Source organism: Burkholderia sp. CpTa8-5, from assembly GCF_017815045.1.
In the GTDB taxonomy this organism is placed as follows: Bacteria; Pseudomonadota; Gammaproteobacteria; order Burkholderiales; family Burkholderiaceae; genus Burkholderia; species Burkholderia sola.
Genome location: NZ_JAGIQD010000026.1, coordinates 14911 through 32146 on the forward strand (window position 1 = coordinate 14911; position 17236 = coordinate 32146).

14 protein-coding genes are annotated in these 17236 nt (G+C 63.2%); 1 reads left to right on the forward strand and 13 read right to left on the reverse strand.

The window, feature by feature from the left end; translation table 11 throughout:
- The first annotated feature begins 45 nt into the window (after window positions 1–45).
- Window positions 46–930: a transcriptional regulator GcvA gene (locus J8I35_RS28220; RefSeq protein ID WP_050014276.1), complete on the forward strand. Its 885-nt coding sequence runs from the start codon at window positions 46–48 to the stop codon at window positions 928–930.
- Window positions 931–1049: 119 nt separating this feature from the next.
- Here J8I35_RS28220 and tssF read toward each other — a convergent pair whose 3' ends face one another.
- From tssF to J8I35_RS28280, 13 genes are all read right to left on the reverse strand, one after another.
- Window positions 1050–2927 (reverse strand): type VI secretion system baseplate subunit TssF, encoded by a 1878-nt coding sequence (gene tssF, locus J8I35_RS28225; protein ID WP_209928101.1) that lies wholly within the window; start codon window positions 2925–2927, stop codon window positions 1050–1052.
- Between the two features lie 4 nt (window positions 2928–2931).
- Window positions 2932–3249, reverse strand: a complete 318-nt coding sequence (locus J8I35_RS28230; protein ID WP_209928107.1) for a hypothetical protein — start codon at window positions 3247–3249, stop codon at window positions 2932–2934.
- A 33-nt stretch (window positions 3250–3282) separates the two neighbouring features.
- Entirely contained in the window at window positions 3283–3543 is a 261-nt protein-coding gene (locus J8I35_RS28235) for a PAAR domain-containing protein (RefSeq protein ID WP_050014342.1), read from the reverse strand.
- 69 nt (window positions 3544–3612) lie between these two features.
- A complete protein-coding gene (locus J8I35_RS28240; protein ID WP_209928111.1) occupies window positions 3613–4086 on the reverse strand; it encodes a hypothetical protein in 474 nt (157 codons plus the stop codon).
- Between the two features lie 27 nt (window positions 4087–4113).
- Window positions 4114–5202, reverse strand: coding sequence for a DUF6708 domain-containing protein (locus J8I35_RS28245; protein WP_124846578.1), 1089 nt, complete (start codon window positions 5200–5202; stop codon window positions 4114–4116).
- Window positions 5203–5205: 3 nt separating this feature from the next.
- The gene (locus tag J8I35_RS28250; RefSeq protein WP_209928116.1) at window positions 5206–7770 is read right to left on the reverse strand and encodes a T6SS effector BTH_I2691 family protein; all 2565 of its coding nucleotides are present in this window, start codon (window positions 7768–7770) and stop codon (window positions 5206–5208) included.
- A complete protein-coding gene (locus J8I35_RS28255) occupies window positions 7767–8537 on the reverse strand; it encodes a DUF4123 domain-containing protein (protein ID WP_209928122.1) in 771 nt (256 codons plus the stop codon). Before J8I35_RS28255 ends, J8I35_RS28250 begins: the two co-directional genes overlap by 4 nt.
- 10 nt (window positions 8538–8547) lie before the next feature.
- Window positions 8548–10770, reverse strand: a complete 2223-nt coding sequence (locus tag J8I35_RS28260) for a type VI secretion system Vgr family protein (protein WP_245170463.1) — start codon at window positions 10768–10770, stop codon at window positions 8548–8550.
- Entirely contained in the window at window positions 10668–11018 is a 351-nt protein-coding gene (locus J8I35_RS34725) for a hypothetical protein (RefSeq protein ID WP_245170462.1), read from the reverse strand. Before J8I35_RS34725 ends, J8I35_RS28260 begins: the two co-directional genes overlap by 103 nt.
- Before the next feature lie 430 nt (window positions 11019–11448).
- Complete coding sequence (locus J8I35_RS28265) at window positions 11449–12756, reverse strand: solute carrier family 23 protein (RefSeq protein ID WP_050014271.1); 1308 nt, start codon at window positions 12754–12756, stop codon at window positions 11449–11451.
- Between the two features lie 271 nt (window positions 12757–13027).
- Window positions 13028–14269 carry a flagellar hook-associated protein FlgL gene (flgL, locus tag J8I35_RS28270; protein WP_050014270.1) on the reverse strand — a complete coding sequence of 414 codons (1242 nt, stop codon included), beginning with the start codon at window positions 14267–14269 and terminating at the stop codon, window positions 13028–13030.
- 22 nt (window positions 14270–14291) lie between these two features.
- Complete coding sequence (gene flgK / locus J8I35_RS28275; protein WP_050014269.1) at window positions 14292–16292, reverse strand: flagellar hook-associated protein FlgK; 2001 nt, start codon at window positions 16290–16292, stop codon at window positions 14292–14294.
- A gap of 183 nt (window positions 16293–16475) precedes the next feature.
- On the reverse strand, window positions 16476–17231 hold the full coding sequence (locus J8I35_RS28280) for a flagellar brake protein (protein ID WP_209928127.1): 756 nt from the start codon (window positions 17229–17231) through the stop codon (window positions 16476–16478).
- Window positions 17232–17236: the final 5 nt, after the last annotated feature.

The following is a 17236-nucleotide window of genomic DNA, read 5'->3' on the forward strand; positions in this document are numbered from 1 at the left end:
CAAAACGATTTTATCGGCGCGCCCTTGTGATCTAAAATCACAAGCATGGCACGCGATCTCCCGCCCTTTTCCGCGCTTCGGGCCTTTGAAGCCGCGGCACGACATGAAAGCTTCAGTGCCGCCGGCGACGAGCTGCATGTGACTCACGGTGCCATCAGCCGGCAGATCGCCGGGTTCGAGGCGTGGCTCGGCAAGCCGGTGTTCCACCGCTACGGCAAGCGCGTGAAGCTCACCGACGAAGGCCGCCGCTACCTGGACACCGTACGCGCGGCGTTCGACAGCATCGCGCACGCGACCGAGCAGTTGCGCAACACCGGCGCGGCGCGCGTGCTGCGCATCAACGCGCTGCCGACCTTCGCGATGAAATGGCTGCTGCCGCGCCTGTCGCGGTTCCAGCGCGACGTGCCGAACGTCGAGCTGAAGCTGTCGACGTCGAACGCGCCGCTCGACACGCTGAACGGCTTCGACGTCGCGATCCGCCGCGGCCCCGGCCACTGGCCGAACTGCACGAGCGGCCACTTCCTCGACGAAAGCGTGATTCCGGTGTGCAGCCCGGCGCTGCTCAAGCGCGCGCCGATCACGCGGGCCGACGATCTCGCGCGGCACGTGCTGCTGCATTCGGATACGCGGCCGGAAGGCTGGCGCGACTGGTTCGCGGCGGCCGGCGTCGCGATGAAGGGGCGCAAGCGGCAGTCGTTCGACCACTTCTACCTGGCGCTGCAGGCGGCGGTCGACGGGCTGGGCGTCGCGCTCGGCCCGTTGCCGCTGATCGACGACGAACTCGCGAGCGGGCGGCTGGTGATGCCGCTCGACGGGCCGCGTATCGCGACGCGCAGCTACTGGTGGATCGCGCCGGGCGCGCCGGCCGACGATCCGCTCGTCGCGCAGTTCTGTGCGTGGTTGCAGGGGCAGTCGAATACTGGCGCGTAATGCAAGCGATCGGCAGCGTTGCGCCGCCCACCCGGGTCAGACAACATACGGTCGAGCGCTTGGTCAGGGCTGATCCGGATCACCCCGCCGCCTCATGACGAGAATCCTGGCCGATGCGTTCAGATCAGCGGCTGCGTACCGGGCATGGCCGCGCCTCGCGTCAATTCCTGGCCGGTCTGCGCCGAACGGATCACCAGTTGGACATAACTGTTCGTCGGCCCGTACGGCGCGAAGAACCGTTCGAGCAGCTTCGTGAACACGACCAGGCTGACTTCGCGCAGCGCGGTCTCGTCAAGCGACAACATGATTTCGATGCCGCGCACGAACGACGGGAACTGATTATCCAGCGACATCCATTTCATTGCCGGCTTGTAGTCCAGTTCGGTAATCGCGTCGATGCAGCGCAGCGCGAACGGCGTCGTGCGCACCGCGTGAAGCCGCAGGAATGCTTTCAGCCCCGATAACCCGTCCCGCGTCAGGTCCAGCGGATGCGGCGCAAGCGTCGACAACACGCGCCACAACGCACCGTGGCCACGCGGCAGATCAGCCGTCAACGTCGGTCGGGTAATCAACTGGATCGGACAATCCAGCGCCTTGCTTTCGAGCAGCAAATCGCCCACCGGATTGCCGATCGACAAGCGCGCCGGCAAGTCGCCGTTTGTCACCGTCGTCACCACATCGATTTGGGGCAGCTTTGGCCGGACCGACTGTCCGTCCAGTCCGACCAGCGACAGCATCATGGATTGACGACCGGGCGATCCCGTATCGCGGTCACGAAACGCAACCCAATAGACCGCCGCCGAATCCGGGCGCGGATCGTGACTCAGCGCCTGATAGGGCCGCACCAGGGTTCTAGGCCGATCACTGTCGAGCGATACGTCCTCGTCTTTGTCCTTCTTCCTTGATAACTCGCCGAGATAGACCGCGTCGACCGAATACACGCCCAGCGGCGAATGTTTCGCCAGTCGCATGGGTTGGACCGGATAGGCGTCCTGCCCCTTCAACACAATGGGCAGGGCCGGTTGAGAAAAGAGATTCACGACGGGCGTACAAAACAGCTTGAACGCCGCCGCGTCCAGCGATGCAAGCGCCAGCGCGGCGACCGAGTCGGCAGGCGTATCGCGCAATACGACGTGCAACGTTAGTTCCCGAGCGTCGGGAGCGCTTGCTGCCCGCCGCACGCGGCCGATGTCGAGATCGACGAAATCGAACAGTTCGGGAAACGCGAAGTATTCCAGCAAGTAGCGGTAGGTGGTCGCGGTGCGGCTGGTGGTTCGGTTGTCCGGCAGCAAGCGGTCGTCATCGGCGAAACCGACCGGTTCGAACGGCACCTTCGATATGGCCCGCCAGCGCCCACATTGATCGACCTCGACATACGCGGCCGCCGCGCGCAGCAGCAAAGCGTCCAGCAGCGACGAGACGAACGGCCGTTCGCCGGAAAGATAGATCCGGACAGGCCCGTCCGGAATAGCCGCCGTGAATGGACCGGCAGCCGACGCGAAGCTGATCGACAGCACGCCGGTTGCGTCTGTCGGCAATCTCACGGCCGACGGCGCCAGCATCGCCGGGGCATACCGCGCGGACCGGATTTGCAATGGCGAGAGGGTCACGTCGTAGGCCGACCGGAACCGTATCGGGGCGGTGCGCGCATTCAACGCCATGCCTCGCGGCACGATGATCGGCTCCGTCAGTTGACCGACGATCGTCCGTGGTTCGACCGAGGCAATCGCGCACGACGGTATGGTGCGCAGATAGTGGGGGTGGACGACCTCGAGCAGCGCCTCGGTGAACTCGGGATAGTCGTCGGCCAGCTTCGAATCGAGGTGTGCGGCCAGAAACGAAAAGGTTTGAATCAGACGCGCCACATGCGGATCGTCGCTTCGGCCGCTCTGGATGCCGAGCCGAGCCGCGATCTTTGGATAGCGGATCGCGAAATCGCCGAGTGCCCGCGCGAACAACCCGAGTTCATATTCGTAATGCGACAGCAGGTGATCCATTCAGCTACAGCCCTAGTCGGTCGGAACGCACGAGTGTCGGGCCGACGAAGATAAGTTTGCGCAATCCTCCTTGTGGGCCGTATGGCTGCATCCGGATCACTTCATGCCGCGGGCCGTACGACGGGAGAGATTCGGCCGCCTCGGCGTCGAGAATCGCCGGGCCGACGACGTGTCGGTCATAGAGATGTTCGATTTCCGCTAGCCGTTCCGCCCGCGTGCGCTTGCCAGGCTCCGGGAAGTGGCGTAGCCGGTTCAAATAAAGCCAATGATGCACAACCTGCGCGTCGGGCGACGATTCGCCGATCAATGCCGTTTCCTTCATCGGATCTACCGAACCGCCCATACGCGATGACCTCTATTCAAGCGACGAAATCAGTCGCGCTCCGCACTCCGTCGGATCATCGTGAAAGGCTACCGGCGTACCGTGATGGTTGCGCGTACTGTTTTGGGGAATGATCCTGAACTGCCCGCCGCACTTCGGACATTCGGTCAGGTGCCCTTCGAGCGCGACGGGAATGCCCTGCGCTTTCAGATCGTCACTCGCGGTGATCACGTGGCCACCGTGCGTCGTCTTGTCATTCAGGCGGATCACGCCACGTCCGTTTTCATCCTTCATCATCCTTTCCGCATCGTTTGCATTGTCATGCCGTTGAACAAGCAAGACCTGATCGGTCCCGCATCCAGGTCAACCGTCGCTCTTCGGAGCGACTCCGCTAAAAGTTTTCGGATGCCGAGCATTGGCGCAAATTCGATTCCATCCGGAGAATTCGAACGCGGTCGCGTACCTGCCTCCATTGTCCTCATCACGAATTCCGTAATTCAGCTCAGGCTTCTCCAGGCTGAGCGGGCCATAGTCGGCAAGTGACGGATCATCCGAACGGGTCACATAGATAAAACGCGCGCGAACCAGCTGGCCGGCCCGATTTTTGTAGGTGACGTATCCGCAAATGAACGTGCGCGTGTAGTTCGGCGTCGAACTTATCCCGTGCAAATCAAGCGTGTTTTCGTATAAATCAAAAAAATCGATGTCTTGGGCATCGACCAATGCTGATTTGACCGCTTCTTCCGCTGCATCGTATTTCGCAGATGCACTTGACGAGCATCCAGCGAACAACACAAGTGCCGTGGTTAGCGCCGCTACGATGTGCCTTTCAATCATGCCGGAAATCCTCTTCGTCAAGCACCGTTAGCTTCGCACTGCCGAGTTTGCCATGTTGGCAGCAGGATTCTCGAGCCAAGCTGCCGCGTACATTCCGCCGTCGGGTTCACCCCTCCAGTCTTCGACCCGCGCTTTCGACCCATTCGGATACTCGCCGCGCTGCTGGGCCAACACAGTGTCTCCCCATCCGACAGGCGTCCCTGAGCGCGGTTCCGCGTAAAGATCATCGGGCGCGATCGCGGAAATTTGCTCGATGGCGGCAGGCCAGACAGGATCGCGACAGGTCGCATTCGCAATGATTCGCATGACGGTAAAGATCAGAATCAGCGGCATCATCAGCAAACGAATGAAGACCGGCGCGCGCATCCCGAAGCTATACAGAGAAAACAGGAACGACTCGCGTGGCGTCTCGCGCTGCGTGTGAAACAGCATCGGTTTGGGCAAACCGTTCGGCCCGCCGTTCATGTACGCGCACCAGTAGTTCCACTGCGCGAGTGCCATTTCAACCTGCTGCTTGCCGGTCCATTCCCGACCTATCGAGAACACGCGAGTGACATTGCCGTGGTCGTCGACCGTATAGTGCCGAATGTGGAAAATCGTGCCGAACGACGTGTCTTCGCGGTGCAGACAAAAGATCGAATCTTCCGTCCACGGTGCTTCCCAAACGATGTCACCTTCGCCGGGTTTCGCGAAAAAGCGTCGTGCGCGAATCGCAAAAAGCTTGCGAGCTTCGCGATGGAAACGGATCGGGCGATAGCGGAGACCAAAGAACAGGCCGCGCCCGAGTTTCCAGACCATGAAACCAAAGCCTAGAGAAATGCATAGCGCAAAAACGTCGCCCAGTGAATCGGCTGCGTATGGGTAGCGAACATGAGTGAGCCAATAGACATATGGCCCGATCCCTATACACATGAAGGCGAACACTACGCCAGTGACAAACCACTGTTTTTCGAGAAAGGAAGGCTCGATCACATCCATAAAGATCGAGTTAATGCTGAAAGTCGCCCCGAAGTCCTGAACGTCTGGACCAACGGCTCGATTGATCGGCAAGCGATGTGCGAGATCCCACTCCGGTACCGGCTTGCCAATGCACTTCTTCATGACGCGTTCGTCCATATGTCAGGCTCCCGCCGCCGAGCTAAATGCCTTGAGTTCCGCCTCAAGCGAGTCGTAGTGCTCCCCCTTGCTGAATTTGCAACGGGAGACCCAATCCTTGAGGGCTGACGCCTTGAAAATTGCGATCGCAATCGCTATCAGAATCGACAAAATCAGGGCCGGCCAGAAAAGGGGCCAACTGAAAAGTGCGGCGACAGCTACGTACGCGCCAAGACTTCCACTTCCGATATAGAGCCATCCCAATTTTTTTTCGCGATTTTGGAAAGCCTCAGGCGCATTCTTGAATATGTCAAACCCGGCCAAGAAGAGGCCTGCGATCGCGCCGAGTCCACGCCCAAACTTCACGCCAACCTCAGCGCCGTCCTTGGATACGCCCCACGCCTGCATCAGATACGCTGACAACGGATGAGCGGGCGTTTTCACTACGGTCTCCGACGAGTATTCGATGAGGGATCCGATGATCGCAACAACAGCACCAGCGCCCTTCATAGTGGTTTCGGTTTCATTGAACTGATCTCGATCCTTCCAATCCAGGGCAGCAAACGTGAGCGTCGCCATCTGAAAGATTACAGTCGCGACGCCCAAGTTGAACTCGGTCGACGAATTGAGCCACTTCTTTGCTGAGTCCACTCCTGGGACTTTAACGGCCTTGATCGCACTGGCCTCGAGCTTCCCGTCCCGAACCAGCGCGTCGACGTCCATCTCGTAGGCGACGACGTTCGGATCACTCGGTGGTGCCGTCCTCAGAACCTGTTTCCCGACCTGGGTCGCCGATGCGCGCTGTTCCGTCCGGTTTCCGTCCAATTTGACGCCCAACTCCCGGGCTTGCTGCAACGCCCAGTCGCGAATGGCAAGTTTGCTGACTTGTGACGGTTTGAGTCGAACTCCGGACTGTATCGCCAAACGAATAGTCACGAAGCCGAGCGCGGCACCGCGCGTGGTCTTCGTGAGTACGCCGACGATCTGATTGGCGGTCGTCACGATGAGCCGATCGCGCAGACTGGCCGCGTTGCCCAGATTTTCGATCTTCTTGAACGCTTCCTTGTAGAGATTCAGGAAGTTCTCGTATTGGATATCAGAACCGTGCACCTGTGCGTCCGCCGCTTTTATCAGCGTGTCCTGATTGAACATCAGGGCGCGCACGTACAGATTGCGGTTGTTCGAAGCCTGACCGTTCAGCCAGTCATCGAGCACTTTCTTGCAGGCTTCGGTGCCGACAGCGGCACCAATGGCCTGTGCGCAGGACTCACTGTATGCGTAGCCGCTCCGAAGGTCCTGCGAATCGTGAACGCCAGCCATCCATTCGGCGAGCAATTGCGACTTGAGCCATTCCGCATGCGCTTGCACAAGCGGCTGCCACTTCGGCTTGAAAGCTTCGAGCGCTTGCTGATACTCCTGTGGGAAGCGTTTCAACGCCTCTTCATCGAGCACGCTGGTTCGCTTCCCATCGGGACCGACCTTGAACGCTGCGTCCTCCCACGCCTCGTTCGCCGCCTCTTCCTGCGTCGCGGGAACGTCCCCCGTCTTTCTGTCTTCCTCCTTCATCGCCTGCTCAAGACTTCCCGTCCTAATCCACGAGCGCATGACGTGAAAAAAACCGACCGCATCCGGCGCGACGGGAGCGCCGACCTTCATATTGACGGCATTGGCATCGGCGATGGTCTTCGAAGTTCCATAGGTCAGTCCAGTAACGGCCTTCGCATTCGCTCGAATTCCCGCTTCAGCACGTTGGAGCAGTTGCGCCGATGTCCACTTCCAATACATCTGTTCGTCGAAACCATTGTTCAGGTTGGGAACCGTCAGTTCCGCGAGATCGTTAGCGACGCCGACAGGGTCGTTGACCGCGACCACAAAGCCTTTCTTGTTCGGAGATTCAGCCATTGCATCACCGATTCGTTTGGCGACGTTGCGCTGACGTAGTCGGATCTCGTCCTTGGGTGTGCGGTTGCTAAAGCCGAACGCTGCCTTCATCGCCTGAGCATCCATCGCAAAATGCGCGATCTTGCTCTGCGTGGCTTGAAATTCGCCCGTATCGGTGGCGCCCCCGGCCAGCATCGCGGGAACGTTGATGCACTGCATATGCTGCTTGCGCCAAGCGTCTTCATTGATTTTGTTGTGTACGAGGTCCTTGGTCCACCGCACGTTCGACCAGCCAATCCAGAGATTGGTCGCCTCGTCACTTCCAGGCGTATGCTGAACACTGACACATCGCCCCAGCGACTCGAAGTCCGTTTCGGCACGTGCGATACAACTTTGAGTGAGTGCGCTTTTGGAGTCGCCCGGAGGTGGCGTCGTGTCGGGTGGGAAATACCAAAGACTGCCATCATCCAGAACCATGTAAGCGCTGAGCCGTTTGCGCTTCTCGTCGTAGGTGTATAGATAGCCTTGACGCAGCGCGCGTAACGTGAATTTGGCGGAGGCAACTGCTTGAGGTGCCCGACCGTCAATTTTGAAATTACCGGACAGCGCTGGGGCTTTCGCTGCGCCACGCGGACAGGCGATGGCGTACCGTACGGGATAGATCAGCAGCGATTGGCGATCGCACAGCGGGCAACCTTTGGTCGTCATGGTTTTGATCCTCGAGTTTCAGAGTCAAGTGCAATATCGAGTCGCAAGTGTTGCAATGCATACTCGACAAGCGCATCGACATCCATAGCGTGGCCGCTCAGAATCGCCTCACTGAACACCCTGTCCAGTGCGATGGGGAATTGCGCGGCGTGCTCGACAGACATGGTGGGTAGCCGGCGTAGCACCCGATCTGCGGCTTCACTGCAATTGATGCGCGGCCATTGCTCGCGACGCGGCCAGCCGGACGGTTGATCGGTGTCCGCTGTGTCGGCGCCGGAACGCGTAACGCACCAGCGATGTCCGGCCCACGCGAACTGCCACGCCTGAATCGGGCCAAACAATACCCGTTGCTGAGACGAATCGAGCACCGCGTGTGTCAGGCTCAGCACACGTGGATCGTAGTAACGCCAGAACGTGGGGTTACCGTCTGCGCCCGGACCGACCAGATAGCGTGCAACGTGTTCGCATATCGCGTCGGCGGGCGCATCGCTGCTGAGCCATGCGCACACCACAGGCGGGCGTTCAATATGTGTTTCTGCTACCCAGCACGCGGTTGCCAGCGCACGCGCTTCGTCGTCCAGCGCGGAGATATCGACGAGTTGGGGCATCAATTCCTCACGGTGTGCCAGCGCGCGCGGGGTACACGGCTGCATATCCAGTGCCAGCAGCTCAGGTGCATGAACTAGTGTCGTCGGTTCCACCAACAGGAAACCGTGTGTGAGCGGCCCCGAGAAGTTAGGGGCTGCTTGCAGGGGAGCAATAGTCATATGCCTTCGCTCATGTCAGTGCGACCGATGCCTGGCCAGCCTGGGCTGCGCCACTGGCAACCTGTTCACACAGATCATTGCCAGGGAAGTTGGCCGGCACGCTCTGCGGCCCCACCGTATCGTGACTGCCCGCATGGATCTTGTTTTCACCGGGCGTATAGCCCACGATGCCTTTCGCGCTGACTTCGAGCTGGCTGTTGCCGGCCGTCAAGCGAATGCCCTGCTTGGCGGTAATGTTGATCCAGTCCGTCGTGCTGATGATCGACAAGACCTTCTTCGCCAGCAGCTCCAGCTCGTCGTTTTCCGCATGCACCTGCACCTTGCCGCTCGCGGCGATCAGCTTCATCCCCATCTTGTGCACGAACAGCGAGAACTTGTCCGATACGCTGGCGAAGAACGATTTCCCCGTCGCGACCGACATGCTTTCGCCGGCCGTCACGGCTACGTGCTGGCCGCCCGTGACGTGCGCGGTCGCGGGCGTCGTCACGGCGATGCCAGCCGCGCCGGCCAGCAGCAAGTGCGCTTCGTTGAGTTCCGGGAAGTCGCCCTTGTCGCTGTTGCCCGTCGCACCCGCGCCCTGGATACCCTCCACCTGCGATTTCAGCACATCGGCGATCGGTGTCTGGTCCGCTCCGTTGTCCTGCGCCTGATAGTGCTGCGCAAGCTTGCCAAGCTGCCCATGTAACGTTTGTGCTTTGGTCAGTCGCGATGCGGGTTCGCTAACGTCCGAGAGGTGCCCCTGCGCAGCAGGACGCACCTCGGTGCTGATTACCATGCCCTTGCCGGAGCGAATCGCGCCGACCTCATCCGTACGCAGCTCGAAGCCCTCGCCCCGAGCATCCTTGCGCCCCTGCCAGTCCTCGATCCGGGTGATCTTGCCGAGCGAGAGTTGGCTCGCCGCATGGTCGGACCGAAGTTGCGCCTGAATGGCGTTCGCCGTGTCATCGAAGATCAGTTGATTGCTTCGGCCGGACGACGCGTTGCCATCCGCGCCGATCAGTTCCCGGCTGCGAATCCCCATCAGTGGATGCTCGTCCGGCAGCTTCCACGACGGCACGTTGCGCGCGTTCATCACGCGGCCCGTGATGATCGGGTGGTCCGGATTTCCATCGAGCCATTGCACGATCACTTCGGAACCGATACGGGGCAGCGCCGCCATCCCTTGGCCGCCGCCGGCCCAGCCGCTCGCGACCCGCACCCATGTCGAATACTTGCCGTCGCGATCCCAATGGAATTGAACCAGCACGCGGCCGTGTTCGTCGGTGTGGATGCTCGTGCCGGACTGGCCGACGACGGTTGCCGTCTGTGGCGCAAGGATCTTCGTGTCGATGCTGTTGTAGCCGCGCCCCGGCCGCCACGGCGTCGCCTTGGGGACACACGTGAACTCGTTGCGGTATTCCGCCAGCACGCCCGTGTCCTGCAAATAGTTGTTGGTCACCACGTGCCGAACCGAGACGATCAGGTATTCGTCGTCGTTCGGGTCGCGGCTCAGCGCCGAACCGTAACGGTCGGTCAGCTGGAACCAGCGCCCCGGCTGCACGAAGCGATTGTTGCCCGTCGCGTCGAAGCGCTTGATCGTCGCCTCGATTTCCTCCATTCGGCGATTCGCGATCTGATACCCATGCTCCATGTTCCGGTAGCCGTACGCGCCTGCGTACTCGTTCCATTCGAGCTGCGGCAGCGCGGCATCGGGACTCAACAGACTCGTTTGAACGTGGGTCGGCGTCGGCGTCTTGAAGTCGAAGCGGGACAGTTCCGCGTGCGTCGATGTCGTCTGCTGGAACGGGGACCAGCTCCGGATGCTGTTCGACTCTTCCGCCCCCTCGCCATTGTGGAAGCGGACTTCGTGAATCTTGCCGTCGATCGCGGGCGCGGGACGCGTCGGGTCGGAAACGGTCAGTTTGTGCGACGTGGCCGTGTGCTCGTACCAGTACAGGTAGCCCGCATGCTCCCAGCGCCGATGAACGTAATTGTGGTCGTCTTCATCGAACTGGCAGGCCATCGTCATGCGCGGATCGTCTTCGCCGACGTGCCACGCCCATTCCGGCAACACGCCGTAGTCCTGAAAAACCGTCGCTGTCTGGTCGTGCAGGTTCTGGTCGAGAAACAAACGATTGTGCTGGCTGTACTTCAGGTAGCGCAGCCACGGGCCTGCGTGCGCCTCATAGAATACCCAGCCGCCATCCGTGCGAACGTGCCGGAACGCGAAAATATGGCCGTTGAAATATCGCAGGCTTCCGTCGCCGCGCGCCAGACTGATCGTAATGCGCTTGCCGATGAAATCTTCGGTGCAAGATGATCGTTATCCGACAGGATTTCGATCTTGTACGCGAAATCCTTCGATAACGCTTCAACCGCCTCGAATGCGTTCGGCAGCAGGATTCCGTAAGGCGCGTTATCGTCCGGAAAGCTGATTTGCACTTGCCGGTTGTATTGCGGGCCCAGCGCAAGGTCTCTCAGGGCCTGTGCCGTGTTCTGCATTGTTCTCGTCCCTCGGTCTGCGCGCGACGTGCCGGTGGGCTACTCGTATGCCCCGGAATACTCCGGCAAAGGGGGACGGATGATGAGAGCATCGCGCCCATGCCGCGATAAGCTCAGACGTATACCACAAAGCCCCGCGACGACACACGGGAAGAAGTGTCAGGAATATTGAACGAATGCTAACGTGTCGTGCGGAGCGAGCGCCGTATCAACGCCGACCAGCGTCTCCATCGAGACCAGGGCTGGCTCTTGAGATCCAACACCGTTACAGAATGTGAAGCCAGAAACGAACGCCCAACAAAATGGCTGATTCCAGTATTTTCCGCCCGATCTGACATCGCTTGGAACGTCTCGGACGAACACCTGCGGTCCCGATGTTTTTGTACCGTCAACCCGCGCTGCCGGGCGGCATTGCACCGCCCGCTCCCGCTCACACCACCGGCCCCGGTTCCTTCTCCTTGCGCAGGATCGCGTACAGGATGATCGCGCCGAACGTCGCGGTGCCGATCCCGCCGAGCCCGAAGCCGCCGATCTTCAGCGAGAAGTCGCCGGCGCCGAGCACGAGCGTGACGGCCGCGACGATCAGGTTGCGGTTGTCGGAGAAGTCGACCTTGTTGACGACCCAGATCCGCGCGCCCGTCACCGCGATCAGCCCGAACACGACGATCGACACGCCGCCGAGCACGGGGCCGGGAATCGTCTGGATCACCGCGCCGAACTTCGGCGAGAAGCCCAGCCCGATCGCGATCAGCGCCGCGACCGCGAACACCAGCGTCGAATAGATCCGCGTGACGGCCATCACGCCGATGTTCTCCGCGTAGGTCGTCACGCCCGTGCCGCCGACGCTGCCCGATACGATCGTCGCGAGCCCGTCGCCGATGAACGCGCGGCCGACGTAGCGGTCGAGATTGGTGCCCGTCATCGCGCTGACGGCCTTGATGTGGCCGAGGTTCTCCGCGACCAGGATCACCGCGATCGGCGCGAGCATCAGCATCGCGTGCGGATCGAACACCGGCGCGCGGAAGCTCGGCACGCCGAACCACGCGGCCTGCGCGACGATCGCGAAATCGATCGGCTTGCCGAGGCCCATGCCGTTGGTCGCGATCGCGTAGATCACGTACGCGATCACGAGCCCGACGAGGATCAAGAGGCGCTGCATCATCCCGCGCGCGAACACCGCGACGCCGCCGACGCACAGCACCGTGACGAGCGCCATCACCGACTCGAAGGTCGAGCCGGACACGCCCTTGACCGCGATCGGCGCGAGGTTCAGCCCGATCACCGCGACCACCGCGCCGGTGACGACGGGCGGCATCAGCGTCTCGATCCAGCGCGTGCCGATCGCCTGCACCAGCGCGCCGAGCGCGACGTACACGACGCCGCACGCGACGATCCCGCCGAGCGCGACCGGAATGTTCGGGTTCGGGCCGCTGCCGCCGTAGCCGGTCACCGCGATCACGAGGCCGATGAACGCGAAGCTCGAGCCGAGATAGCTCGGCACGCGCCCGCCGACCAGCACGAAGAACAGCAGCGTGCCGATGCCCGACATGAAGATGCACAGGTTCGGATCGAAGCCCATCAGCAACGGCGCGAGCACGGTCGAACCGAACATCGCGACGACGTGCTGCACGCCCATCGCGACCATCTGCGGCCACGCGAGGCGCTCGTCGGGGCCGACCACGCGCGAGGCCGCGCCGGTCGATTGGACCCGCCAGCGCGGGAAGTAGGAATCGGACATGGGGAAAGCGCTCCTGTCGGTCGTCGGTCGCCGGCTGCGAAGGATGCGCCGGTCTGGAATCTGGCGCGAGTTTACGGAGCGGAAATGGGGCTGGCAAGCGAACCGGCGGGCGGAGCCGGCCAAACGAGAACGCGGCAGGCCGCGCGAGAGAGCCGGTGCGCGACCGCGCGGCCCCGGCGAAGCGCCCGTCCGCGCACGATGCGCGGCTGGCAGCGGCAAGCACCGGCCGCGAAGTAAGCGTGCGCTCACATCGAGGCCGGCGCCGCGTGCATCACGGATTGATGTACTGGAACAGCGACAGGTTCTGCAGTTGCACGTACGCCTTCTGCGCGCCGGTCAGCGCGTTCTGCACCTGCAGGTACTGGCTGATCGTCGTGACCATGTTGGTGCTGGTCAGGTCCGTCAGGTTGCTGGTCGTCTGCAGCGACGCGGTCTGGGTGACGGCCTGCATCGCCTTCACTTCCTGCTCGCGGCCGCCGACGGATGCCTGGATCGTCGTCACGTTGCGCATCGTGTTGCCGACCTTGATCGACCCGGTCATCAGCGCGTTCTTCAGCGACACGGCCGCGACAGGGTTGCCGGTCACCGGCGTCTTCAGCGCCGCGATCATCGAGTCGAGCGTCGAGAAGATGTCGGCGCCGCCGCTCGCCTGCGGGCCGGGCGTCACGGCGAACGTATCGCCCGTGCTCGGCGTGCCCGATACGGCCACCGTCATCCCGCTGCCGAGCGCGATCGACGCACCCGACGTATAGGCCTGCGCGGGCGTCGTGGTCGGCGGCTTGGCCGAGTTGTCGGTCACCGTGTAGGTCGGCGCGGCGGGCGTGCCGCCGAACGTGATCGCGAAATGGTGATCGTTGGTCGCGGCGGACGGGTCCGTCACCGTCACCGCGCCGATCGCGCCGGTGCCGACGTTGCCGGCGCCGGCCGACGGAACCTGCGCGCTGCCGAGCGACGGCACGGACATGAACACCGCCGAACCGGTGTCGCCCTGCGACACGCTGCTCGAATCGGCGATCTGCACCTGGCGCGTGCCCGAGTCGCCGACGTAGCTGATGCTGCCGTTCGGGCTGGCCGTGAACGGCGCCGTCGAATTGTTCAGGCCGGCGAACAGGTAATTGCCGGCACCGTCGTTCGAGTTCGCGAGCGTCACCAGCTGGTCGCGATAGCCTTGCAGCTGCGTCGCGAGCGCCGAGCGGTCGCTGTCGGCCAGCGAGCCGTCGCCGGCACGCACGATCAGCGTCTGCACGCCGGTCAGCACGCTGCTCACGCTCTGCAGCGCCTGGTCCTCGGCCTGCAGCGACGCGAGCGCGGTGGTCTGGTTGGTCGTGTACTGCGACAGCGTCGCCGACGTCATCGACAGTTGCACGGCCTGCGCCGCGCCGACCGGGTTGTCGGCCGGCGTCTGCAGGCTCGTGCCGCTCGAAATCTGCTGGTACAGCTGCGCGAGCTGCGCCTGCTGATCGTTCATCTGTGAAACGTTCAGCTGGAAGAACTGGGCGCTGGAAATTCGCATCGCTTCTATCCCTCGAATCCGGTCAGTTGAACAGGCCGAGCACGGTCTGGAACAGCGTCGCCGCCGTCTGGATCACTTTCGCGTTCGCCTGGTAAAGCTGCTGGTACTGCATCAGGTTCGCCGCTTCCTCGTTCTGGTTCACGCCCGACACCGACTGCTGCGCGGTCGTGATCTGGCCGACGAGCGAGGTCTGCGCGGCGCTCGACGACTTCAGCTGGCTCGCCGTGTTGCCGATCGCGTTCACGTAGTTCGCATACGCGCCGGTCAGCGTCGTCGTGCCGCCGCCGAGCGCCTTCGCGGTGACGAGCTGCGACAACGCTTGTGCGTTGGAGCCGTCGCTCGTGCCGCCCGCGTACGGTCCGATCGTGAACGTGTCGCCATCCGACGGCGCGCCGGACAGCGTGACGGTCACGCCGTTCATCACGCCCGCCGGGGCCGGCTGCGTGGTGCTGTTGATCGTCAGCTTCGCGCCTGCCGTCGCGTTGTACGGCACGCTGTCGGTCGGGCTCGTGATCGTCACCGAGGTCGGCGGGGTGCCCGCGATCGTCACCGTGGTGCCGGCCGGGAAGCCCGACAGCGACTGCGACGCCGCGTCGTAGGTCAGCTTGGTCGGCGTCGTCGGCACCTGGTAGCCGGCGCTCACCGCGCCCTGCGTGATCTTTGCCGTGCCGATGTTGGTTTTCGATGCCGCAGCGACCACCGGCGACGCGGCCGCGATCGCCGAGCCGCTCGTGGTCGCGAGGCCGAAGCCGGTCAGCGCGCCGCGCGTCGGCAGCACGGTGAACTGGTCGCCGGCATTCATCGCGCCGGACGAGAACGAGAAGTTCAGCCCGCCGAGCGAGACCGGCATCGGACCCGCCTTCTGGTCGACCACCGACCCGCTCGCGCGGTCGGTCAGCGTGTAGTTCGTGCCGTCGTACGACAGCGTGTAGTCGCTCGTCGTCGGCTGCGACGCATTGGCGAACGACACGGACAGCGACGCGTTGCCGGTGTTGCCCTGATTCGAATAGACGGTCGGGTTCGTCACCGTGAACAGGTTGCCGCCCGGCTTGCCCGCCAGATCGACGCCGAGCGCGTTCTGCGCGTTGACCTGCGCGGCGAAGCTGGTCGCGAGCGCGCCGAGCTGCGCCTGGGCCGGGTCGAGCGTCTGACGGCGGAACGCGAGCAGGCCGCCGAGCGTGCCGCCCGACAGCGACGCATCCGGCAGCGCCTGGTTCGGCCCCTGCGGATTCGCGCCGGCGATGCCCTGCGACACGACGGTCAGCTCGCTCGGATCGGACGACGACGTGACGGTCGCAAGCTGGTAGCTCTTGTCGGCGACGACGAGCGGCTGGCCGCCCGCGAGGAATACGCTGTAGCCGCTGTCGTTGCGCACGACCTGCACGCCGGCGAGGCTCGACAGGTTCGACACCGCGAGGTCGCGCTGGTCCATCAGCTGGTTCGGCGGCTGCCCCTGGCTGCTCGCCGCCGAGATCTGCTGGTTCAGCTGCGCGATCTGCGCGGTGTACGTGTTGATCTGCGACACGGTGCTGGTGAGCTGCGTGTTCACGCTCTGGCGCAACGCGTCGTATTGCTGGCCCGCTGCCTTCAGCTGGTCGCCGAGAATCTGCGCGTTGCTGATCGCGGTCTGCCGCACCGACGGATCGGACGCATTGTTCGCGACGTTCTGCAGCCCCGTGAAATAGCTCGTGATCGCGGTCGAGATGCCGGCCGTCGGGCTGCCGACGTAGTTGTTCAGCTGGGCGACGAGCGAATACCACGTCGACAGCGCGCCGCCCTGCGACTGCGCACCGTTCAGCTGGTCGCTCAGGTACTGGCTGTACTGCCGTTGCACGGTGACGGTGTTCACGCCCTGCGGCAGGTAGCCGCTGCTGGTGTACTGCCCGCTCGCCTCGGCATAGACGGGGCGTTCGACCGAATAGCCGGGCGTCGCGGCGTTGCTGATGTTCTGGCCGGTCGTCGTGAGGCCCCAGAGCGCGGCATTCAGGCCGCTGACGCCGAGGTTCATGAGTGTGTTGGACATGCGCGATCCTGATGAGCCGGCCGCGCTGCGGCCGCCGGGTTGCGTGACTCCCGGTATAACGGCCGCGGATTGAAAAAATTGAGGAAAAAATGCACGCCCGACGCACGGGCGTGCGTCGCCGCTGGAAGCGCCCGGCGCAAGGCGCCGGCGGCGCTGCGCGGGCGGCCCGTGGGGGCCGGCGCGTCAGGCCCGCGCGAGCGAGCGGCGCTTCATTTCGAGCTGCGTGATCAGCCGCTGCAGCGTGTTCTCCGCGCTGCCCGGCAGCGACATGTAGCGAAAGCCGAGCTGGTAGCGCCGCGCCCCGTTCGGCATCTGCGTCGAGCGCTGCGACACCAGTTGCAGGTCGAGCGACAGCTTGCCGTGGCCGGTCAGCTCGAGCTCGACGTCCGGCAGCAGCGTGCCGACCTCGAGCGCCTCGACGCGCTCGTCGGCCGTGCGCAGCCCCACGCCGCCGAGCGACAGGTTGTGCACCTCGAACAGGAAGCTTTCGCCGTCCGGCAGCTTGCCGCGGCACAGGAACGGATCGACGATCGGCGCGTCGACGCGGAAATATTCGCGGCGCTGGATGCACACCAGCACGTCGGGGAAATCGGCGACGAACGCGGGCAGCCCCTCGTAGCGCGTCTCGCGCGGCGTGCCCGTGGTGAATTCGACGCGCACGCCCTCCGGCGCGGCCGCGAACGTGCAGTGCGACGCGCCGAGGATGCCGGCGTTCTGCTCGGACAGCGCACCCCAGTCGAACGTGAACGTCCGCTCGCCGACGTCGACCTCGAGCAGACGCGTGACGAGCTGGCCCCCCGGATACTGGACGGTCAGGAAATCGCCGCGGTTCACCAGGTTGCGCAGCTGCACGCCGATTTCCAGCGGATTGCGGCGGGCATAGTCGGGCCCGGAGTGGCCTGCATCCAGGCTGGGGTCCGTCGACGTTTCGATATTCATGGCTA